We start from the raw sequence: 21262 nt of genomic DNA, 5'->3' as shown, positions 1-21262 counted from the left end.
TCTTTCTATGCTCAAACGTCTGCGCAGCGCCCACCCGATGCTCTACTGCCTCGGGGCCGAGGTGCTGTTTCTTGGGATGCTGTTCGTGGCGTCGATGGTGTCGCTTCTGGGGATCTTATTCGTCCTGCGCGACCTCGAGATGGCCGACGACTATCTGCTGACGACCCTGCAGGAGGCGGCGGGCATCCTGACGGCCTGCTTCCTTCTGGCCCGCACCGGGAAGATCGGCCTGCTCCGCCGCCGGGGCAGCGGCTTCTTCAACGGTCTGCTGGTGGGCCTGTACCCCATCGCACTCATCAGCTACAACGCCTACAACACCCTGCTGTTCGGCCGCCCGGAGGGCGATATGCTGCCCGCGTGGCGCATCGTGTGGTTCCTGCTGGGCATGACCAGCGTGGGCGTGGCCGAAGAGTTTCTGTTCCGGGGGGTCATCGCCCAGACCCTGCTTGAGCACTTCGGCACCAGCCGGGGCGGCGTCTGGAAAGCCTGTCTGCTGTCGGGCCTGTACTTTGGCGCGGCCCACCTGACCAACCTCACCGGCAGCGCGCCGCTGGGCGTGCTGATGCAGTGTGTCTTTGCGGCATCGCTGGGCACCCTGCTGGCGGCAGTCTATTTCCGCACCGGCAACATCTGGGTGACGGTGTTCATCCACGCCGCGATGGACATCACCTCCATGCTGGTGGGCGGCTTATACGGCACCCAGTCGGTGGCCGACAGCATCAGCACCTACGACATCACCATGCTGGCGTCGGTGGCGGTCTATCTCATCCCCACAGCGTTCCTGCTGCGGAAAAAGAAGATCGGCGAAGTGGAGCTTTACTTCGGACGGGATGCGGTGTCAGAGAATGCATAAGAAAAAGGAGCCGCGAGGCTCCTTTTTTCGTTATACCTTATTCGTAATCAATAGGCAGCGTGGGCAGGCCGTTCAGCTCCAGCCCGGCGGTATGGCCTGCGATGTACTGGTAATACCCCTGCGCCGCGATCATGGCGCCGTTGTCGCCGCAGAACTTCAGCTCAGGCAGATAGACCTTTGCGCCCAGCTTCTGGGCACCGTCGTTGACCAGCTGGCGCAGACGGCCATTGGCCGCGACGCCGCCTGCGAGGCAGACCTGCTTTGCGCTGGTGTCGGCGGCGGCGAGGAGGAGCTTTTCGGCGAGGATGCCTGCGATGCGCTCCTGAAAGCTGGCCGCAAGGTCGGGCACATGGATCTCAGTGCCCTTCATCTGGGCCTGATTCACCTCGTTCAGCACAGCGGTCTTGAGGCCGGAGAAGCTGACGTTGTATCGGCCCTCGACGTGGGGGACGGGCAGGCGGTAGGCCTTCGGGTCTCCGGTCTTGGCGGCGTTGGCGACGCTGGGGCCGCCGGGATAGGGCAGGCCCAGCGTCCGGGCTACCTTGTCGAAGGCCTCACCGGCGGCATCGTCCACCGTGTGGCCGAGGATGTGGTAGTGGGTGTAGTCCTGCACCTCTACAATGTGGCTGTGTCCGCCGGATGCCACGAGGCAGAGGAAGGGCGGCTTCAGCTCGGGGTGGGTGAGGTAGAGGGCCGCGATGTGGCCCCGCAGGTGGTGGACCGGCACCAGCGGCTTGCCCGCCGAGTAGGCGAGGCCCTTGGCGAAGTTGACGCCCACCAGCACCGCGCCGATGAGTCCGGGCGCGAAGGTGACGGCCACGGCGTCCACGTCGTCGATGGTCTTTCCGGCGTCCAGCAGAGCCTTTTTGACGGTGGCGCTGATGAACTCGCAGTGGCGGCGGCTGGCGATCTCGGGCACGACGCCGCCATAAAGCGCCTGTTCCTTGACGCTGGTGGAGATGACGTTGCTCAGCAGATGCCGTCCATCCTCCACCAGAGATGCGGCGGTCTCGTCGCAGGTGGATTCGATTCCTAGAATGATCATGGTCTTAGTGGGCCTCCAGCCAGTTTTTGCCCTGATGCACCTCGGTGCTCAGGGGCACAGCGTAATTGACACAGCCTTCCATCTCTTCTTGTAAGATAGAAGCGGCCTTTGCGGCCTCCGCCTCCGGGGCCTCCACGATGAGTTCGTCGTGGACGGTCAGGATGAGGCGGCTCTCCATCTTCTCGTCCCGCAGACGCCGCCAGACCCGCACCATCGCCAGCTTGATGACGTCGGCTGCAGTGCCCTGAATGGGGGTGTTGCGGGCCATCCGCTCGCCGCTGGCCCGGATGTTGTGGTTGTTGCTGGTCAGCTCGGGCAGGGAGCGGCGGCGTCCGAAGAGGGTGGACACATAGCCGCAGGCCCGGGCGTCGGAGATGGTCTTGTCCATATAGCCGCTCACCTTCGGGAAGGTGGCCAGATAGTTTTTCAGGAAGGCGTCGGCCTCCTTGACGCTGACGCCGATGTCCTTCGAGAGGCTGTACGCGCCCTTGCCGTACATGATGCCGAAGTTGATGGCTTTGGCAGAGGAGCGGAGGCGGGGCGTGACCTGCTCGAGGGGCAGGTTGTAGATCTTCGCGGCGGTGCTGCGGTGGATGTCCTCGCCGGTCAGGAAGGCCTGCTGCATATGCTCGTCGCCGGTGACGTGGGCGAGGATGCGCAGCTCGATCTGGCTGTAATCGGCGTCCACCAGTACGCAGCCGGGCCGCGCCACAAAGTAGGCGCGGAGCTGGCTGCCCAGCTCGGTGCGGATGGGGATGTTCTGCAGGTTGGGGTTGTCGGAGGAGAGGCGTCCGGTGCGGGCTTCGGTCTGGTTGAAGCGGGTGTGGATGCGGCCATCCTCCGCGATGACTTTCAGAAGACCCTCGACATAGGTGGAGTTGAGCTTCTGGTAGGCGCGGTACTGCAAAATGTCCTCCACCAGCGGGTAGTCCCGCAGGGACTCCAGAGTCTCGGCGTCGGTGGACCAGCCGCGCTGGGTCTTCTTGCCGTGGGGCAGGCCCATGGTGTCGAAGAGCATCTCGCCCAGCTGCTTGGGGCTGTTGGGGTTGAAGCTGGCGCTGCCTGTCTCCATATGGATGCGGGTGAGGACGTCTTCCAGCTCGGCCCGCATTTTCACGCCGAACTTCTCGATGCCCTCCCGGTCCACGAGGATGCCGATGCGGGTCATGTCGGCCAGCACCTGTGCCAGCGGGAACTCGATGTCGTTGTAGAGCGCGTCCTCGCCCAGCGCGGTGATCTCCGCCTTCATCTTGGCGAAGAGGTCGGCCAGAGCACCGGCGTCCGGCCATGCCTCACAGGTGAAGGCAGCGTCGGCGCGGTAGCGGATGATCAGCTCGGAGAGGTTGTACTTCGAGGCCGAAGCGTCCAGCAGATACGCCGCCAGCTTGCCGTCCCAGACGATGCTGCTGCCCCAGCCGCCCGCCGCCATCGCACGGGCGTAGAGAGGGGCGCTGTCGAAGACGTCGAGGGTGACGTCCGCGTTGTCCAGCAGGCGGAGGAGGTCGTCGGCCTCCAGCGGGAAGACGGTCCTGTCCTGCACGGCATACCATGCGGCAGGCTGCAGCTCCACGATGCGGGTGCCCTGCTTTCCCATGACGGCAGGCCGGGCCGCCACGAGGTAATGACCCTTCGGCTCTGCGGGCAGAGCGGCGATCCCGGCCTCCGGCAGCGGCCCGGCGCTGGCCTTGGACGGGTCTGCAGCAGGCGCGACGTCGCTGAGGCCGAAGCGGGTGATGAGGGAGTGCAGCTCCAGCTCCTGCATCAGCCGGACGGCCTCGGCCTTGTTGCCCTCACCCACGACATACGCACCCTCGGCGGTGTCGATGGGGGCGTCAGTGCGGATGGTGCCCAGCGTGTAGCTCAGCTCAGCCATCGCCCGGTCCTCGGCCAGATGCTCCCGCTGCTTGGGCTTGATGGTCTTGTCGGCAGTGTCGTCGAGGTGGGCGTAGACCCCCGCGAGGCTGCCGTATTTCTGGATGAGGGTGACGGCGCTCTTCTCACCGATGCCCTTGACGCCCGGGATGTTGTCGGAGGCGTCGCCCATCAGGCTCTTGATGTCGATGAGCTGGCGGGGGGAGACGCCGTATTTCTCCTTCACGGCTTCCACGTCCATGGTGACGGTCTTGCTGCGGCCCATGGCGGTGGTGGCCAGCAGGACGGTGGTGGTGTCGCTGACCAGCTGCAGGCTGTCCCGGTCTCCGGTGGCGAGGAAGCAGTCGTCGCTGCGGGCGGCGCAGGCGGCGGACAGGGTGCCGAGGATGTCGTCGGCCTCCCAGCCCTCCGCCGTCACCTCGCGGTAGCCCAGCGCAGCCAGAAGCTCTTTCAGCACCGGCATCTGTGCGGTCAGCTCGTCGGGCATCTTGTGGCGGGTGGCCTTGTAGCCGTCGTACATTTTGTGGCGGAAGGTGGGGGCCTTGAGGTCGAAGGCCACGGCCACCTCGTCGGGGTCACATTCCTTGAGCAGGGAGAGCAGGATATTCAGAAAGCCGAAAATGGCGTTGGTGTAGCGGCCGTCCTTGGTGGTCAGCAGCTTGATGCCGTAAAAGGCACGGTTGGCGATGCTGTTGCCGTCGATGACCAGTAAACGCATAGCTTGTGGTCCTCCATTCCATAATTTCACATCTTATAGTATAGCACAAAATAAGGCGGATGGGGGAGGGGTTACGCAAAAAAAGCCTCTCCCTTTGGGAGAGGTGTCACCGAAGGTGACGGAGAGGGCAAGGACGCTGACGGAGAAGAATGGACAGAGTGATAGTTTCGCTCTGACAAAGAATCTGCTTATCGCTGCGCAGTGCTTCTGTCGTAGCAGCTTTGCCCTCTCAGTCATCGCTGCGCGATGCCAGCTCTCCCAAAGGGAGAGCCTTTAAAAGGTCACTCCACCCTTATCGCCCCCACGGGGCAGGCGTTGGCGGCGTCTACGGCCAGCGGGACTTCGTCGGGCGGGATGTCGCCGGGGATGGCGACGGCCAGTGTGCCCTCCATCTGGTACACGCCGGGGCAAAGCCCGGCGCACTGGGTGCAGCCGATGCAGAGTTCAGGGTCTACGAAAGCTTTCATAAAAAGCACCTCCCATACGTTCACGCAGAGCGTGTTGAGAGCAGTTTGGTCCGGACGGGGGCAAAATATGCGCGCAGGTATAGGCTTTTGGGCGCAGATATGCTACAATAGAGCAGAATCAACAGGAGGGTAAGACCATGAACATCCAGATCTTCGGCACCACCAAGTGCTTCGATACCAAAAAGGCGCAGCGCTATTTTAAGGAGCGCGGCATCAAATTCCAGATGATCGACCTGAAAGAAAAAGAGATGAGCCGGGGCGAGTTCGAGAATGTGTCCCGGGCACTGGGAGGCTGGCAGGCGCTGGTAGACCCCAACGCCAAGGACAAGCAGACGCTGGCGCTGCTGGACGCGCTGGTGGACTGGCAGAAGGAAGACAAGCTCTTTGAGAACCAGCAGCTGTTCCGCACCCCCATCGTCCGCAATGGCCGTCAGGCCACCGTGGGCTACCAGCCTGACGTCTGGAAAAGCTGGGATTGAGAAGCTGTTTTCATAACCATTGCGCACCATCTGGGCGGTCTTTTCGCTGGCATACTGCGTTGTTTTCCCTTGCAATCCGCCGAGGATTGCTGCGGAAAATCGCCTTGTCTGCCGGCGAAAAGCTTCGCCCATCTGGCACACTCTGGCTATAAAAACAGCTTCTGAGGCAGTTTCACCAAAATAACACCGGCGGGGTTTTGCACCCTGCCCGGGAATGTGGTATACTGTTTCTATCTGAAAAGTGCAATAACGCAGGAGACGATAATCATATGAAGATGGAAATGACCCCGGAAGAACACGCCCGGCTCCACCGCCGCCGCGGCCGTCAGGCCCTCGGGCTGCTCATCGCCGTGCTGGTGCTCATCGGCACGCTGACGGTGCTGCACGCAGGTGTGAGCGCTGTGGCAAAGCTGTTCGACGACACCGCCCAGCGGCAGGAATACGAAGATAAGCTGGAGGGCCTTGTGCTGTTCGACCCGGTGCCCTTCGACGGCATCGAGAACATCGATGACCTGACCCTCCGCGAAGCCGCAGTCTGGGGCTGTGTGTACAGCATTCAGGAGACGCAGGGCGGCTTCGAGGGCTACAACACCGACCCCGATACCGAGCAGCTGCTCATCCCGTCGGTGGACGTGGACGCCTACCTTGCAAAGCTCGTAGGCCCCAGCTTCCGCATGACCCATAAGACGTTCGAGATGGAGGATATGACCATCGAGTTTGACGACGCCACCCAGTGCTACAAGATCCCCATCACCGGCGGCGTGGGCAGCTACCGCGCCACCGTCACCAAGCTGTTCAAGAAGGGCGGCCTTCTCCACGTCACCGTGGGCTACATCCCCACCCAGAACGCGGACGACAGCATCCTCGTCACAAATTCGGACACGCCGACCAAGTATATGGACTACCTCTTCAGCCGTCAGAGCGGCAGCTGGTATCTCACCGGCCTGACCGAGAGCGAGACGAAGCCGGAGCAGACGGCGGCATCTGCCGCCAGCCAGCCCGCACCGATGGCGGACAGCGATGTGGAGGATGCCATCCTCGCTACCGGCGGCGAGGCCCCGGCAAGCTCCGCAGTGGCCTCTGCGGAGGCCGGTGCCGAAGCCGAGCCGCAGGCTGAGAGCGCAGCCAGCCCGGCGGCGTAAAGACGCAGAAGAAAATCCCATGTCTGTACCATACGGTATCGGACATGGGATTTTTGTGTACAGAAGTATTCTTTTGTCGGAACGTGTGGTATACTCGGCTTAGTTCAACAAATCGGGATTTGCACAATTCTTGAACTCAACACAAACTGCCATCAGTGTTGTTCCGTTGCCCGTTCTTTGCTGGTAGAATAAAACCATCAAATGAAGGAGGCAACAAGCCATGAATACAGATAAAATCTATGCAGAACAACTCGCAAACGAATATGCACTCAAGGACACCTCCAAGGTGATCGCTCTTCGCAAGCTGGATGCAAAAGCCAAGCTTCCTGCAACCGTTTTTACCTACACGTTCGGTATTATCACTGCGATGGTAGCTGGTGTTGGAATGTGCCTTTCCATGAAGGTCATCGGCAGCGGTAGCACCACTATGTTTGTCCTCGGCGTAATTGTCGGCATTATCGGGCTGATGGGTATGGGCGTTAATTACCCCATCTACAAAAAATTGCTGGTTCAGGGCAAGCAGAAATACGCTTTTGAAATCATGGAATTGGCAAAAGAAATCAGCGAGAGGTAAACAACACGAAAGAAGGTGAGAACGATTGAATAGATCGGAAAGCAGATATTTTGCTACCGCAGCCAGAATGGACGAAGCCTTTCTGACACTTCTGGCAAAAAAGGATTTTGAGTATATTACAGTCAAAGAAATCTGTGAAGTAGCAGGGGTCAATCGTTCCACCTTCTACCTGCACTATGAAACGATGTCAGACCTGCTCTCGGAGAGTGTCAGTCGTATGAATGAGCAATTTCTTGCTTGCATGGAGAAAGATTCAGATGCCTTTTCTGCAAAGTTACAGAATTGCCCGAGGGATGAAATATATCTAATTACGCCGGATTATTTAACACCTTACCTCAGCTACATTAAGAACAACAAGCGACTGTTCCGTACAGCAACGGAAAATGCGGCGGTGTTGGGGATGGATAAAAGCTATGATAGGATGTTCCGTCATGTGTTTACGCCGATTCTCGACCGCTACGGTGTACCAGAGCAAGATCGAACTTATATCATGGCATTTTATATTCGGGGACTGATGGCAATTATCTCAGAATGGCTCAAGAACGACTGCAGCGATTCGATTACGTATGTTACAGGTGTGATTCAGCAGTGTGTAAAAATTCCACAAAGCGAAACAATGAACGCTGTTTGACAACTTCCGGTTTGTATGAGTAAGCCCGCCCCTGCTGTGGCTTTCACAGTGGGGCGGGCTTATTGTTATTTCAGATCAAATCTCACGACCACCAGCCGGTACCACAGATAGGGTATCATGTTCCAGATCATCCACAGTTCCATGAGGATGTAGTTGGGCAGGTCACGCAGGCGGAAGGGGCGTTTGCCGAGGCGGCCGCTTCGGAGCAGGTCGAAGGCCTCGTGCATCCCCTTGTCCCATGCTTCGCCGAAGCCCTGTTTGTGGAACTTGTAGCACTTGAGCAGATAGCCCAGCGCCAGCGGGATGAAGTTGAGGAGGAGCATCAGAAGAGGCTCGTTCTTGAGGGGGAGGAGGATGCTGTTCCGACCGCTCTGCTGGCTTTTGAAGGCGTTGTATCGCACTGCGCCGGTGCTGGCCCCGCAGATGTGGTAGCACTTGGCTGTGGGGCAGAGGATGTTTTTGTAGCCCGCGTTGTTGGCCCGCCAACTGAGGTCTACGTCCTCGAAGTAGGCGAAGAAATTTTCATCAAAGACGCCGATCTCGTCGAGGATGCTCTTGCGGTAGAGGGCCGCGCCGCCGCAGGCCGAGAAGATGCGCTTCTGTCTGGTGTACCGGCTGGCCCGGCGTCCGTCGCCGGTCTTGCAGGCAAAGCCCATCCATGTGACGTAGTCGCCGGCGTCGTCGGCCAGCTCCCGGTCGAAGTGGCGGATCATAAGGCTCTGGACGGCAAAGATCTTCTCGTCGCTCTCGGCGGCGCGGAGCAGCTCGGCCAGCCACTGAGGCTCGGCAAAGGCATCGTTGTTGAACAGTACCACGAACTCGCTCTTCGCCCGGGCGATGCCCTGATTCACGGCATGGGAGAAGCCGGTGTTGCAGCCGTTCTCGATGAGGGTGAAGTTGGGCCGGCTGCAATAGCTGCGGGCCTGCTCGAGGCTCTCGTCGGTGGAGCCGTTGTCCACCACGATGAGTTCGAAATCCTGTTCGGTCTGGGCATAGACCGACTCGATGGAGTCTTTGAGCCAGCCTTTGCCGTTGATGTTGGGGATGATGATGGTCGCTTTCATAGTTTTCTGTGCTCCTGCGCGTGTTCCTGTAGCATACAAGAGATAGTATAGCATATTTTGCAGGGATTGGAAATTCCCCTCTTGACAAAAACCCAAAAACGAGTATTATTGTATTAAGCGCTTAGTACAGCGACACAAGGAGATGAGAGGATGGGAGAACGATTCGACACGAGCCGCCCCATTTATGCGCAGATCGTGGAACGTCTCAAGGCAAAGATACTGGCGGGGGTCTATCCGCCCGGCGGGCATCTGGACTCGGTGCGTGATCTGGCGGCGGCAGCGGGGGTCAACCCCAACACCATGCAGCGGGCGCTGGCCCAGCTGGAAGCGGAGGGCCTCGTCCGTACCGAGCGGACAACGGGCCGCTTCGTCACCGAGGACACCGCTTTATTGGAAAAGCTGCGGGACGAGATGGCCCGGGCTGTGACCGCTGAATATCTGGAAAAAATGCGCGGCATCGGCTACGGCCCGGCACAGGCCGCCGCGCTGGTGACGGGCTGGGAAACAAAGGAGAGTGAACGGAATGAGTGAACTTCTGACCTGTGAGGGACTGACGAAATCCTACCAGAAGGGGACGAACGCCCTCGACAGCATCGACCTGCACATCGGCTTTGGCCGCATCGTGGGCCTGCTCGGCCCCAACGGCAGCGGCAAGACCACCCTCATCAAGCTGGCGAACGGCCTTTTGCAGCCCACGGCGGGAAGCATCAAGGTGGCGGGCATGGCTCCCGGCCCGGATACCAAGGCCATCGTCTCCTATCTGCCGGACGCCCAGTGGCTGCCCGACTGGATGCGGGTGGAGCAGCTGGTGGAGATGTTCCGGGATTTTTACGCCGACTTCGACACCGCAAAGGCCAGTGAGATGCTGGAAAAGCTGGAGCTTTCGCCCAAAGCCATCCTCAAGAGCCTCTCGAAGGGAAACAAGGAGAAGGTCCAGCTCATCCTCGCCATGAGCCGGAACGCCCGGCTCTATCTGCTGGATGAACCCATCGGCGGCGTGGACCCGGCGGCACGGGATTACATCCTGAACACCATCCTCACCAACTACAGCCGGGATGCCTCGGTCATCCTCTCCACTCACCTCATCGAGGATGTGGAGCCGGTGCTGGACGAGGCGGTGTTCCTGAAAAACGGAAAAGTCTTCGCCCATCGGTCGGTGGAGGAACTCCGTGAGACTGAGGGCATGAGCGTGGATGCGTATTTCCGGGAGGTATTCAAATGCTGAAAAAATTACTGAAACATGAGTTCCGGGCCACGGCCCGCACCTACGGCGGGCTGTATCTGGCTCTGCTGGCGGTGTCGGTGCTGTTTGGTGCCTCGATCCGGGGCTGGAACGGCACAAACAGCGACGCCTATTCTACCGCCGTGGGCCTGCTGAGTCTTGCGTACACGGCGGTCCTCATCGGCACGGCAGTCGTCACCGTCATGACCATCGTGCAGCGGTTCTACGGCAACTTGCTGGGCCGGGAGGGCTATCTGATGCATACCCTGCCGGTGACGGAGGCTCAGCTCGTGGGGGCAAAGCTCATTTCGGGCACGGTGTGGAGCGTGTGCAGCATCTTTGCGGCGGGCCTCTCCTTCGGCATTCTGGCCATCCTGATGATGGCGGAGATAGACCTGCTCGACCAGCTGCCGTGGATGCTGTCGCAGCTCCGGGAGGCATTTGCGCGGTACGACATGGCGTTCTGGGAGACGATGCTCTTCAGCGGCCTCGTCTGCTTCGTGCGGATGGTCAGTGCCATCGCCTGCATCTATGCCGCCTGCATGGTGGGCCATCAGTTCAAGAGCCACCCTGCGCTGGCGGGCATCCTGAGCTTTTTCGGGATGCAGTACGTTCAGGGCTGGATCGAAAAGCTGCTGCGTGTGGGTGCCAGAGTCTATGAGACGGCCCTCTATACCGTCGTGGGCGATGCCGGAAGCATCCAGACCACCCTCTCTGCGCAGGGCTTCATGGGCTGCGCGGCCCTCACGCTGGGCATCGCGGCAGCGTTCGGGGTGTTCTGGTTCGGGCTGACGGTCTGGCTGATGCGGAACAGGCTCAACATGGAGTGACACAGCGTGAAAAATCTGACGGAAAATTTGAGATTTCCTCTTGACTTTACACGGATAAAGTGTATAATGCAATCAAACCGATGAGGCGGAAGAGAACCTGCACAGCGCATCTTCAGTGAACCCGGACAGTGAAAACGGGTGAGAGCGGGGCAGAGATTCGTGGGCCGCCGAGGGCCGGGCAAATGAGGCAGAGCCTCTAGTAGCTTGGGACGGAAGCCTCCGTTACAGGGCAGGGGAGTGTTGGCTCTCCGTGAGGGGCTTTGCAGCTTCCGGGGGAAGACGGGCAAAGCAAGCAAGGTGGCACCGCAGATTCGAATTTCTCGACTCTGTCCTTGTGGATGAACACACAGGGACAGGGTCGTTTTGTTATACGAGAACAAAAGCCCGTCCCGCAGGTGGAGCGGGTTTTTATTTTATATGCCGCCCGCTCCAAGGAAGGAGCAACCGCTATGAAAACCATGAACATGATCTCCCGCCGCAGTTTTCTGAAGGTGGCAATGGCCGCCGCCACTGTTTCCGCTCTGGGCCTGACCGGCTGCGGCTCTTCGGCCTCGGGCACTGCGTCCGGCACCGCCTCCAGCGCAGCAGCTTCTTCTGCTGCCGCCAGCGAGGCAGGGCAGACCTTTAAGGTCGGCATCGTCAACTATGTGGACCACGCCTCCCTGAACCAGATCGTCGAGTCGGTGGAGAGCCGTCTGGATGAGGTGGCCAAGGAGAAGGGCGTCACCTTCGACTACGCCGACTATTACGCCAACGCACAGGCCGACCAGACCAACCTGAACCAGATCGGCGCCGACCTCGTGGCCGATGGGGTAGACGTCATCGTGGCTGTGGCCACTCCCACCGCCGCCACCATGCTGGCTGCAGTGGAGGACACCGACATCCCCGTGGTCTACTCTGCCGTTACCGACCCCGCCGCCGCCGGCTTCGACACCGAGCCGAACATCACCGGCACCTCCGACGCCCTGAATACGGACGCCATCATGAACCTCATTCTGGCTGTCAACCCCGACATCGACACCATCGGCCTGCTGTACGACCTGAGTCAGGATGCCTCCACTCAGGCCATCGCCGACGCCAAGGCCTTCTGCGACGGCAAGGGCATCAAGTACATCGAAAAGAACGGCACCACCACCGCCGAGGTGCAGATGGCCGCCGAGGCCCTCATCGCTGCCGGTGTCAAGGCCGTCTTTACCCCCACCGACAATACCGTCATGACCGCAGAGCTGTCCATCTACGAGACCTTCATCGAGGCAGGCGTCCAGCACTACACCGGCGCGGACAGCTTCGCACTGAACGGCGCATTCGTGGGCTACGGCGTCGATTATGTCCAGCTGGGCGAGGCCACGGCCGATATGGTGGTGGAGCTGCTCTGCGACGGCAAGACCCCCGCAGACCTGCCCTTCCAGACCTTCGACAACGGCATCGCTACCATCAACACCGAGACCTGTGAGGCTCTGGGCCTCGACCTCGACACCGTGAAAAAGGCCTTCGCGCCCTACTGCACCGAGGTCGTGGAAGTGACCACGGCGGAGAACTTTGGCTGAACTGTACATTAACTGTTAAAGGAGCACACCATGCTGGCGAGTATCTTTTCGCTCAACGTCATCCAGACCGCGCTCGAGCTGGGCTGCATCTACGCCCTCGTTGCGCTGGCTCTGTTTCTGAGCTATTCCATCCTGAATATTGCGGACCTGTCCACCGACGGCTGCTTCACCCTTGGCTGTGCCGTCGCCTGTCAGGTGGCGCTGACCGGCCACCCCTTCCTCGCCTTGCTGGCGGCGATGGCGGCTGGCGTGTGCTCCGGCTTCGTTACGGCTTTTTTGCAGACCCGGCTCGGGGTCGAGAGCATCATGGCCGGCATCATCGTCAACACCGGCCTGTATACGATCAACCTCGCGGTGATGGGCTTCTCCTCCACCATGTCGCTGGTCAAGACCGAGACGGTCTTTTCCATCGCCAAGCGCGCCCTGAGCTTTACGGGCGGCTGGTATAAGCTGGTGCTGGCGGCGGCGGTCATCGCGCTGGCCGGGGCCGCGATGGTGGGCTTTCTCGGCACCCGCCTCGGCCTGTCCATCCGCGCCACCGGCGACAACGCCGCGATGGTGCGGGCTTCCAGCATCAACCCGGCCTTTACCATCACGGTGGGCCTGTGCATCTCGGGCGCACTGACCGCCCTGTCCGGCGGTCTGCTGGCCCAGTACCAGAAGAGCTGCGACATCAACGTGGGCACCGGTATGGTGACCATTGCGCTGGCCTCCCTCATCATTGGCGAAACGCTGGTGGGCAGGCGGACGATGGTGCGCCGGGTGCTGGGCGTCGTCTTTGGCAGCTGCCTCTACCGCTTCATCGTGGCGGTGGCCCTCCGCTTCAACGTCCCGGCGGCTGCGATGAAGCTGGTAAGCGCCATCATCGTGGCTGTGGCCATCTCGATGCCTGCGATCAAAGAAAAAATCGCCTTTGAGAAGCGCCGTAGTGCGGCCCGGACCCGGAAGGAGGGTGTGTGAGATGGAGATGCTTGAGCTTCGCGGTCTGCACAAGACCTTCAACCCCGGCACCGTCAACGAAAAGATCGCCCTGAACGGCGTCAGCCTGACGATGGAGGCGGGAGACTTCGCCACCATCGTCGGCTCCAACGGCGCGGGCAAATCCACCCTCTTCAACGCCATCACCGGCGGTTTCATCGCCGACGAGGGCAGCATCACACTGGGTGATGAAGACATCACCTTTACGCCGGAATACCAGCGCAGCCGGGTCATCGGCCACCTGTTCCAAGACCCCCTCAAGGGCACGGCCCCCAACATGACCATCGAGGAGAATCTGGCGCTGGCCTATCTTCGCGCCGGAACTGCCCCCAACGCCATTTTCTCCCGCATCTCCCGCAAAGACAAGGAGATCTTCCGCGAAAAGCTGGCCCTGCTGGACATGGGCCTCGAAGACCGGATGAAACAGCCGGTGGGTCTGCTGTCGGGAGGTCAGCGTCAGGCGCTGACCCTGCTGATGGCCACCCTCGTCACCCCGAAGCTCCTGCTTCTGGATGAGCACACCGCCGCCCTCGACCCCGCCACGGCGGAAAAGGTGCTGGATCTGACCAAGAGCATCGTGGCCGAGAAGAAGATCACCTGCCTGATGGTCACGCACAATATGCATCAGGCGCTGGAGCTGGGCAACCGCACCCTCATGATGGACGCAGGACGCATCGTTTTCGACGTCAAGGGCGAAGCCCGGAGCCGGATGACGGTGGACGACCTGCTGGAAAAGTTCCGCGAGAACGCAGGCAAGGCCCTCGACAACGACCGCATCCTCCTGAGCAAGGTGGAAAAGGATAACTGAAACCAAAAAAGACCTCTGCACGAGATGGCGTGCAGAGGTCTTTTGCTGTCTTTACAGCTTGTCTTCCTTCAGGTAGCGGATGAGCAGGGGCAGCTCGTAGATCAGCATGGAGAGCCAGCCGATGCCGTAGCTCACGGGCAGGAACCGAAGCTCGACCTTGAGCAGCAGGATCAGAATGGCGGCGGCCAGCACCCGGAAGCCCATGTTGAGCATACTGCTGGTCAGGGTGACCTTCAGGTCGCCCAGACCCCGGAAGCCGCCCTGAATGCCGTTGGTCACACCGGGCATCAGGTAGAAGAGGGAGGCGCACCGCAGGAACCGGACGCCCAGTTCGATGACAGCGGGGTCGTCCACGAAGAGGGAGATGATGGGGCGGGCAAAGAGCAGGCAGACTGCCATCAGGAGCAGGCCGTAGACAAGCTCGATGCGCAGGCCGCAGAAAAAGCCCTGCCGCACCCGCTCTTTTTTGCCTGCGCCGTGGTTCTGGGCCATCAGGGTGGTCATGGCGTGGGCGATGTTCTGCTGGGGCATATAGGTGAAGTCGTCCACCCGGCTGGCGGCGGTGAATGCCGCCATGGCGTTGACGCCAAGCGTGTTGACGATGGCTTGCACGGCGATCTTGCCCAGCTGGACGGTGGCCTGCTGCATGGCGCTGGTCCAGCCATACTGGACGGTGCTGCGCAGCAGCGAGCTGTCAAAGACCAGCCAGCGCCGACCCAGCTGAAGGACAGGGATCCTGCACTGGATGTAAATGACGCAGAGCACGCAGCAGAGGGCCTCGCTGAGGACGGTGGAGAGGGCGCAGCCCTCGCTGCCCCAACCCAGCACCTCGACGAAGAACAGGTCGCCGCCGATGTTCAGCACGGAGCTTATCATCAGGAAGTAGAGGGCGCTCTTGCTGTCGCCCAGCGCCCGCATGGTGGCCGCGAGGAAGTTGTAGAAGAAGGTGAAGATAAGCCCGGCAAACACGATGCGGAGATACTGCACCGCGATGGGCAGGATCTCCGTCGGCACCTGCATCAGCCGCAGCAGGGGCGTCGCCAGCAGGACACAGAGGGCCGAAAAGACCAGCGAGAATACAGTACCCGCGATGGCGGTGGTGGAGACCTGACGCTCCACCCGCTGGGTGTCGCCCGCGCCGTAGGCCGTGCTGACGAGGATGCCCGCACCGAGGCAAAGCCCGTTGATGAAGAGGATGGCCAGCGTCATCAGCGGATTGGAGGTGCCGACGGCGGCGAGGGCGTCCTCGCCCACGAATTTGCCCACGATGATGCTGTCGGCGGCGTTGTAGGTGAGCTGGAACAGGTTGCCCAGTACCAGCGGAACGGTGAAATCGACCAGAAGTGGCGTGATGGCCCCGGTCGTCATGTCTTTTGTCATGCGTCCTTCTCTTTTCCTTTTAATAAATATGCTTATAAGATGCTCTGTCGTCCGCTGAACACCGCCAGCGCCGAGCGGCTGGTGCCGTTGGCGATGAGCTGCGCTGCTGCATGGAGGGCTGCGCCTGCGCTGGGAGAGGCCGGGATGGCGTCGGTGCGCAGGACCCGCTGCGCGGCCCGGGCTGCGTCGGCGGTGGTGACGGCGGCGATGTTGTCTACGACATAGGCGTTGTAGTTGCCGGGCACGAGGCCGAAGCCGATGTCCGGGATGCCGTGAGGCCCGGTGAGTCCGCCGCTGAGGGCCTGACTCTCATACGGCTCCACCGCCACGATGCGGACATCGTTCGTCCACGCCTTGACCGTCTCGCCCACGCCGGTGATGGTGCCGCCGCTGCCCACCCCGATGACGATGCTGTCCACGATGCTCGAGCCTTCCCGGGCGATGGAGCGCACCAGCGCAGGCCCGGTGACCCGGCGGTGGTAGGTGGGGTTGTCGTCGCTGCGCAGCCAGTCCATGTAGAACCAGCCCTTCTCGGCGGCCTTTGCCTCTGCCTCCGCCCGCGCCCCGGCAGGGCCTGCCTGCGCGGGGGTGTGGAGGATCTGTGCCCCGAGGCGGAGCAGGCTTTCCTGCCGCATGGCAGGGGCATCCTCCGGCATGACCAGAACCACCGGGTGGCCCGCCGTCTGCCCCGCCAGCGTCAGCGCCGTGGCAAAGGGGCCTGACACGGCCTCCACGATGGGCTGGCCGGGGGTCAGCGCCCCCCGCGCAAGGGCCAGCGCCAGCATCCCCTCGGCCAGCTCGTCCCGGGCGGTGCCGGTGGGGCCGTTGCAGTTCAGATAGGCGTACAGCCGTCCCCGCAGCCCGCAGGCCGCAAGATAACCCCGCAGCTCGACGATGGGGCCGGGCAGCAGGGTCTGGTAGATGTTGGGGTAGATGGGCACGGGCGGCCTCCTTTCGTCTTCCGGGATACAACAAGGGTCAGCACCTATAACTTTAGCGCAAAGGGCCGGAAGCGTCAAGCGGGATTTGGGCAGAAAAGAGAAAAATGCGGAGAAAATCTGGCAAAATGACGCAAAAAGTTCTTGACAAAGGGGGCGGCGTCTGCTATACTCCGTATGTAAAGCAAAAAACCTTTACAAACAGCGGAGGTCAGAGCAGGACAGAACATGGCAAAAGACTTTGAAATGGGCTATCTGCTCGATTTTTACGGCGAGGTGCTCACGCCCAAACAGCGCGAGATGCTGCGCCAGTATTACAACGACGACCTCTCCCTCAGCGAGATCGGAGAAAACTTCGGCATCACCCGGCAGGGGGCGCGGGACGCCATCAAGCATGGCGAAACGACCCTCAAGGAGCTGGAAGACAAGGTGGGCTTTGCTGCCCGGTACCGCCGGGTGCAGCAGACACTGGAAGAGCTGGAGCAGCTGGTCATCGACGCCCGGTTCGAATGCACCGGCCCCGGTGCCCGGCTGACCACCACCGAGTATGCCGCCACCCTGACCAAGATGCTGAGGCTCATCCGCTCCATCGACGAAGTGAATGAGAGCTGAAAATGGATTTGAGAGGAGCACCGCACAATGGCATTTGAATCTTTGACCGACCGCCTTGCCGGTGTGTTCAAAAAGCTGCGCGGCCACGGCAAGCTGAACGAGGCGGACATCAAGGCTGCTATGCGTGAAGTCCGGATGGCCCTGCTGGAAGCCGACGTCAACTACAAGGTGGCGAAGGACTTCTGCGCAAAGGTCTCGGAGCGTGCGATGGGGCAGGAGGTCATGGAGAGCCTGACCCCCGCCCAGCAGGTGGTCAAGATCGTCAACGAAGAGCTGATCGCTCTGATGGGCGGCGAGGAAGCCCCCCGTCTGGTCATCAAGAACAAGGGCCAGACCATCATCATGCTCTGCGGCCTGCAGGGCAACGGTAAGACGACCCACGCAGCCAAGCTGGCCAAGTATTACATCAAGCAGGGCCGCCGCCCGATGCTGGTGGCCTGCGACATCTACCGCCCCGCTGCGATCGATCAGCTGCAGGTGGTGGGCAAGCAGGCCGGTGCGCCGGTGTTCACCCTGCCGGGTGCCAAGCCCCCGGAGATCGCCCGCAAGGCGCTGGCCCACGCCAAGGACTACGGCAACGACATCGTCATCCTCGATACCGCAGGCCGGCTGCAGATTGACGAAGTGCTGATGCAGGAGCTGGTCCAGATCAAAGAAGCCGTCCCCGTGGACGAGACGCTGCTGGTCGTGGACGCCATGGCTGGTCAGGACGCAGTGAATGTCGCCAAGACCTTCAACGAGACGGTGGGCATCGACGGCATCATCCTCACCAAGACCGACGGCGATACCCGCGGCGGCGCAGCCCTCTCGGTGCTGTCCGTTACCGGCAAGCCCATCAAGTTTCAGGGCACCGGCGAAAAGCTGGACGACCTTGAGGTCTTCCATCCCTCCCGCATGGCAAGCCGCATCCTCGGCATGGGCGATGTGCTGAGCCTCATCGAGCGCGCACAGGACGCTGCCGACGAGAAGCTGGCCGAAGAGACCGCCAAGCGGATGATGGAAAACAAGTTCGATATGAACGATATGCTGGCCCAGTTCGCCCAGATCCGCAAGATGGGCGGCGCAGGTGCTATGCTGAGCATGCTGCCCGGGATGTCCGGCATCGACGCCAGCCAGATCGACGAGAAGGCCTTCGACCGCATCGAGGCCATGATCTACTCGATGACCAAGGCCGAGCGCGAGGACCCCTCCATCATCAACCCCAAGCGCAAGCGCCGCATCGCAGCGGGCAGCGGCACGCAGGTGTCTGACGTCAACAAGCTGCTCAAGCAGTTTGAGATGATGCAGAAGATGATGAAGCAGCTCAAGAAAAGCCCGAAGGGCTTTGCCCGCAAGCTGGGCGGCATGATGGGCAACCCGGGCGCCTTTCGGGGCATGAAATAATTACGGTATACACCCCGGCACGGGGTTGTACAGATAGATTTAACCCCCGCAAGCCGGGGAACAAGAAATTTTTGGAGGATATTACCATGGCAGTTAAGATTCGTCTGCGCCGCGTCGGCGCCAAGAAGGCTCCCTTCTATCGTGTTGTTGTCGCTGACAGCCGCTTCCCCCGCGACGGCCGTTTCATCGAGGAGATCGGCACCTACGATCCCAATCAGGAGCCTTCCGTTGTGAGCATCGACGGTGAGAAGGCCAAGGCTTGGATCGCCAACGGCGCTCAGCCCACCGACACCGTCCGTGTGCTGCTGAAGAAGTCCAACATTCTGTAAGGTGGAGGGCTGACTCATGCAGGAGCTGTTGCTGGCAGTTGCCCGCGGCCTCGTGGAGGATAAGGACGCCGTCAAGGTTACGGTGGACGCCCCCCGCGAGGACGGCACCATCGTCTACCACCTGAGCGTGGCAGAGGGAGATATGGGCCGTGTCATCGGCAAGCAGGGCCGGATCGCAAAAGCCATTCGTGTGGTGATGCGCGCGGCTGCTGTGCGGGTCGATGAAAAGGTCCTTGTTGAGATCGACTAAGCACCCTACAGGCCCTTTGCTGTAATGGCAAAGGGCCTTTTTGATTTATAAACGAGCTTGCCCTCTCAGGCGCTTGCGCGCCAGCTCCCCCAAAGGGGGAGCCAAAAGCCTCTCCCTTTGGGAGAGGTGGCAATGCGAAGCATTGACGGAGAGGGCAAGGACGCTAAACAGGAGCGAATTTATGCAGCAATATCTGGAAGCAGGCAAGGTCGTCACCACCCACGGCGTGCGCGGCGAAATGAAGCTGGAGCTGTGGTGCGACGGCGTGGATTTCCTCAAAAAGACGGGCCGCCTCTATGCCTCGGCAAAGGGCGGCAAGTGCTATAACATCACCTCCATCCGCCCGCAGGGGCAGATGGCGCTGCTCCAGCTGGAGGGCGTGAACGACATGGACGCCGCCCGCGCCCTGCGGGGGCAGGTGTTCTACTTCGACCGCAATGACGCCACCCTGCCGGAGGGCCGGTGGTATGTGGCCGACCTCATCGGCTGCGAGGTGCGGGACGCCGACACCGGCAAAGTGTACGGCGTCGTTACCAGCGTGGACCATCCCGGCGCACAGGACATCTACACGGTCAAAGCCCCCGGCGGAAAAGAATATATGTTCCCCGGCGTGGACGCTTTCCTGAAAGAGCGCAACCCGCCCGAGGGCTATATCCTCGTCACCCCCATCCCGGGCCTGCTGGATGACGACTGTGACAGTGAGCGGGAGGGGGAGTGAGCGATGGGAATGCGCGTGGACATCGTGACCCTTTTCCCCGAAATGTGCCAGCAGGTGCTGGACGCCAGCATCATCGGCCGCGCGGCCAAGCGCGGCTATATCGAGACCCACTGCCATCAGATCCGGGACTACACCCTCAACAAGCAGAAGCAGACCGACGATTACCCCTACGGCGGCGGCTGCGGCATGGTGCTCTACGCCCAGCCCATCGCCGACTGCCTGCGGGCCGTCCAGAAGGAAGTGGCGGAACAGGGGCGTCCTGCCCCGCATATCGTGTTCTTGACGGCGGGTGGTCAGCGCTACACCGAGGAGCACGCCCGCAGACTGGCCGAGTACGACAACCTCACGCTGGTCTGCGGCCACTATGAGGGCATCGATGAGCGGGTCATCGATGCCTTTGCGGACGAAGAGATCTCCATCGGCGACTATATCCTCACCGGCGGCGAGCTGGCCAGCCTCGTGGTGGCCGACAGCGTGCTCCGCCTCAAGCCCGGCGTTCTGGCCGAGCAGAAGGGCTACGAGGAGGAGAGCTACTGGGACGGCCTGCTGGAATATCCCCAGTATACCCGCCCCGAGGTCTGGGAGGGCCGTGCCGTGCCCGACGTCCTGCTGGGCGGCGACCACCAGAAGATCGACGCATGGCGGGGCGAAAAGAGCCGGGAGCGCACCCGTCTGCGCCGCCCGGAGCTGTATGAACAGTGGTGTGAGACCCACCCCATCACCGAGCTGCCCAAGTGGAAACGGGGCGAAAACGTCCGCCTCGTCCGGACAGAGGAACAGTATCAGGCGGCGGCGAAGCTCTTTTGTGAGGGACGCCGCACCATCTGCGCCGGGAACTGGACGGCAGAGTATTGTGCGGGTCTGCGGGAGGAAGCCTTCCTCGCCCAGCTCAAGGCAGAGAAAAAAGAGGGCTGGGCCTGCTATCTCCATACCACGAAGGATGTGCCGGACGGTATGGTGAGCGTAGACCACAAGACGGGCCGCATCGAGCATCTGTTCGTCGCGGCAGACGCCCGGGGAAAGGGCATCGGCCAGAAGATGCTGGACTTTGCCCGCAAAAAGCTGGAAGAGCATGAGCATCCGACCCTGACCGTGCTGGACCAGAACACCCGCGCCATCGCCCTTTACCGCCGGATGGGCTGGAAGCTGACCGGGGAGGCGGCACAGGTCTTTGACCCCGCAGAGGACGGCTTCGTGCAGCGGCGCTGTGAGCTGCTCGTGATGCGCTGGGAGGGCTGAAAAGCCTGTCGGACGCAGTCAGAGGAGCAGGAAGAATGTCATAGTACGGCCTGTGGTCGAAAAAATGTTGAAAACTTTTGTATTGCCTCGCCAACACTCGGGGAATAATTTTGTTGTCTTTGTATAAAAGGTGAAAAATGCCCCCCTCATCCTTGGGAAAACCGCCAAAAATGCGTCCGGGGT

The 21262-nt window shown here is 61.2% G+C and carries 23 protein-coding genes; 17 read left to right on the top strand and 6 right to left on the bottom strand.

Annotated elements, in window-relative coordinates; all coding sequences use genetic code 11:
- Positions 1–7: 7 nt before the first annotated feature.
- Positions 8–853: a CPBP family intramembrane glutamic endopeptidase gene (locus tag LKD23_RS04115; RefSeq protein WP_227620538.1), complete on the top strand. Its 846-nt coding sequence runs from the start codon at positions 8–10 to the stop codon at positions 851–853.
- 37 nt (positions 854–890) lie between these two features.
- On the opposite strand, the gene tsaD is transcribed toward LKD23_RS04115, so the two are convergent.
- The 3 genes from tsaD to LKD23_RS04100 form a co-directional block, all read right to left on the bottom strand.
- Positions 891–1898: a tRNA (adenosine(37)-N6)-threonylcarbamoyltransferase complex transferase subunit TsaD gene (gene tsaD / locus LKD23_RS04110; RefSeq protein ID WP_227620537.1), complete on the bottom strand. Its 1008-nt coding sequence runs from the start codon at positions 1896–1898 to the stop codon at positions 891–893.
- A 4-nt stretch (positions 1899–1902) separates the two neighbouring features.
- Positions 1903–4488, bottom strand: coding sequence for a DNA polymerase I (gene polA, locus LKD23_RS04105; RefSeq protein WP_227620536.1), 2586 nt, complete (start codon positions 4486–4488; stop codon positions 1903–1905).
- Positions 4489–4769: 281 nt separating this feature from the next.
- Positions 4770–4955 carry a ferredoxin gene (locus tag LKD23_RS04100; RefSeq protein WP_227620535.1) on the bottom strand — a complete coding sequence of 62 codons (186 nt, stop codon included), beginning with the start codon at positions 4953–4955 and terminating at the stop codon, positions 4770–4772.
- 137 nt (positions 4956–5092) lie between these two features.
- On the opposite strand from LKD23_RS04100, the gene LKD23_RS04095 reads away from it, so the two are divergent.
- The 4 genes from LKD23_RS04095 (at position 5093) to LKD23_RS04080 (ending at position 7781) form a co-directional block, all read left to right on the top strand.
- Positions 5093–5434, top strand: coding sequence for an arsenate reductase family protein (locus tag LKD23_RS04095; protein WP_227620534.1), 342 nt, complete (start codon positions 5093–5095; stop codon positions 5432–5434).
- 269 nt (positions 5435–5703) lie between these two features.
- Positions 5704–6576 carry an Ice-structuring protein gene (locus LKD23_RS04090; protein WP_227620533.1) on the top strand — a complete coding sequence of 291 codons (873 nt, stop codon included), beginning with the start codon at positions 5704–5706 and terminating at the stop codon, positions 6574–6576.
- 220 nt (positions 6577–6796) lie between these two features.
- On the top strand, positions 6797–7150 hold the full coding sequence (locus LKD23_RS04085; protein ID WP_227620532.1) for a dihydropteridine reductase: 354 nt from the start codon (positions 6797–6799) through the stop codon (positions 7148–7150).
- 67 nt (positions 7151–7217) lie between these two features.
- Positions 7218–7781 carry a TetR/AcrR family transcriptional regulator gene (locus tag LKD23_RS04080; protein WP_227620530.1) on the top strand — a complete coding sequence of 188 codons (564 nt, stop codon included), beginning with the start codon at positions 7218–7220 and terminating at the stop codon, positions 7779–7781.
- 65 nt (positions 7782–7846) lie between these two features.
- On the opposite strand, the gene LKD23_RS04075 is transcribed toward LKD23_RS04080, so the two are convergent.
- Entirely contained in the window at positions 7847–8845 is a 999-nt protein-coding gene (locus LKD23_RS04075; RefSeq protein WP_227620528.1) for a glycosyltransferase family 2 protein, read from the bottom strand.
- 150 nt (positions 8846–8995) lie between these two features.
- On the opposite strand from LKD23_RS04075, the gene LKD23_RS04070 reads away from it, so the two are divergent.
- The 6 genes from LKD23_RS04070 (at position 8996) to LKD23_RS04045 (ending at position 14230) form a co-directional block, all read left to right on the top strand.
- Positions 8996–9376: a GntR family transcriptional regulator gene (locus tag LKD23_RS04070; protein ID WP_227620526.1), complete on the top strand. Its 381-nt coding sequence runs from the start codon at positions 8996–8998 to the stop codon at positions 9374–9376.
- Positions 9369–10070 (top strand): ABC transporter ATP-binding protein, encoded by a 702-nt coding sequence (locus tag LKD23_RS04065; RefSeq protein WP_227620525.1) that lies wholly within the window; start codon positions 9369–9371, stop codon positions 10068–10070. The genes LKD23_RS04070 and LKD23_RS04065 overlap by 8 nt, the downstream gene beginning before the upstream one ends.
- Positions 10064–10897: a hypothetical protein gene (locus tag LKD23_RS04060; protein WP_227620523.1), complete on the top strand. Its 834-nt coding sequence runs from the start codon at positions 10064–10066 to the stop codon at positions 10895–10897. The genes LKD23_RS04065 and LKD23_RS04060 overlap by 7 nt, the downstream gene beginning before the upstream one ends.
- 449 nt (positions 10898–11346) lie before the next feature.
- Positions 11347–12444: an ABC transporter substrate-binding protein gene (locus LKD23_RS04055; RefSeq protein ID WP_227620521.1), complete on the top strand. Its 1098-nt coding sequence runs from the start codon at positions 11347–11349 to the stop codon at positions 12442–12444.
- Between the two features lie 30 nt (positions 12445–12474).
- Positions 12475–13404 (top strand): ABC transporter permease, encoded by a 930-nt coding sequence (locus tag LKD23_RS04050; protein ID WP_227620519.1) that lies wholly within the window; start codon positions 12475–12477, stop codon positions 13402–13404.
- Between the two features lie 7 nt (positions 13405–13411).
- Complete coding sequence (locus LKD23_RS04045) at positions 13412–14230, top strand: ABC transporter ATP-binding protein (protein ID WP_304999964.1); 819 nt, start codon at positions 13412–13414, stop codon at positions 14228–14230.
- Positions 14231–14281: 51 nt separating this feature from the next.
- Here LKD23_RS04045 and LKD23_RS04040 read toward each other — a convergent pair whose 3' ends face one another.
- Both LKD23_RS04040 and LKD23_RS04035 read right to left on the bottom strand, forming a co-directional pair.
- Positions 14282–15610, bottom strand: coding sequence for an MATE family efflux transporter (locus tag LKD23_RS04040; RefSeq protein ID WP_227620515.1), 1329 nt, complete (start codon positions 15608–15610; stop codon positions 14282–14284).
- A 32-nt stretch (positions 15611–15642) separates the two neighbouring features.
- Entirely contained in the window at positions 15643–16551 is a 909-nt protein-coding gene (locus LKD23_RS04035) for a pyridoxal-phosphate dependent enzyme (RefSeq protein ID WP_227620513.1), read from the bottom strand.
- Positions 16552–16776: 225 nt separating this feature from the next.
- On the opposite strand from LKD23_RS04035, the gene LKD23_RS04030 reads away from it, so the two are divergent.
- The 6 genes from LKD23_RS04030 to trmD all read left to right on the top strand — a co-directional run bounded on the left by LKD23_RS04030 (position 16777) and on the right by trmD (position 21079).
- Entirely contained in the window at positions 16777–17160 is a 384-nt protein-coding gene (locus LKD23_RS04030; protein ID WP_227620511.1) for a sigma factor-like helix-turn-helix DNA-binding protein, read from the top strand.
- Between the two features lie 27 nt (positions 17161–17187).
- On the top strand, positions 17188–18543 hold the full coding sequence (gene ffh / locus LKD23_RS04025) for a signal recognition particle protein (protein WP_227620509.1): 1356 nt from the start codon (positions 17188–17190) through the stop codon (positions 18541–18543).
- Between the two features lie 86 nt (positions 18544–18629).
- Positions 18630–18872, top strand: coding sequence for a 30S ribosomal protein S16 (gene rpsP, locus LKD23_RS04020; RefSeq protein WP_015565585.1), 243 nt, complete (start codon positions 18630–18632; stop codon positions 18870–18872).
- 16 nt (positions 18873–18888) lie between these two features.
- On the top strand, positions 18889–19122 hold the full coding sequence (locus LKD23_RS04015; RefSeq protein WP_015565586.1) for a KH domain-containing protein: 234 nt from the start codon (positions 18889–18891) through the stop codon (positions 19120–19122).
- A gap of 181 nt (positions 19123–19303) precedes the next feature.
- Positions 19304–19840, top strand: coding sequence for a ribosome maturation factor RimM (gene rimM, locus LKD23_RS04010; protein WP_227620507.1), 537 nt, complete (start codon positions 19304–19306; stop codon positions 19838–19840).
- 3 nt (positions 19841–19843) lie between these two features.
- Complete coding sequence (trmD, locus tag LKD23_RS04005; protein WP_227620506.1) at positions 19844–21079, top strand: tRNA (guanosine(37)-N1)-methyltransferase TrmD; 1236 nt, start codon at positions 19844–19846, stop codon at positions 21077–21079.
- The last annotated feature ends 183 nt before the right edge of the window (positions 21080–21262 follow it).

Source organism: Faecalibacterium butyricigenerans, assembly GCF_020687345.1.
Taxonomy (GTDB): domain Bacteria; phylum Bacillota; class Clostridia; order Oscillospirales; family Ruminococcaceae; genus Faecalibacterium; species Faecalibacterium butyricigenerans.
Note: the sequence above shows the minus strand (reverse complement) of the source record. Positions and strands in the feature narration are given on the sequence as shown.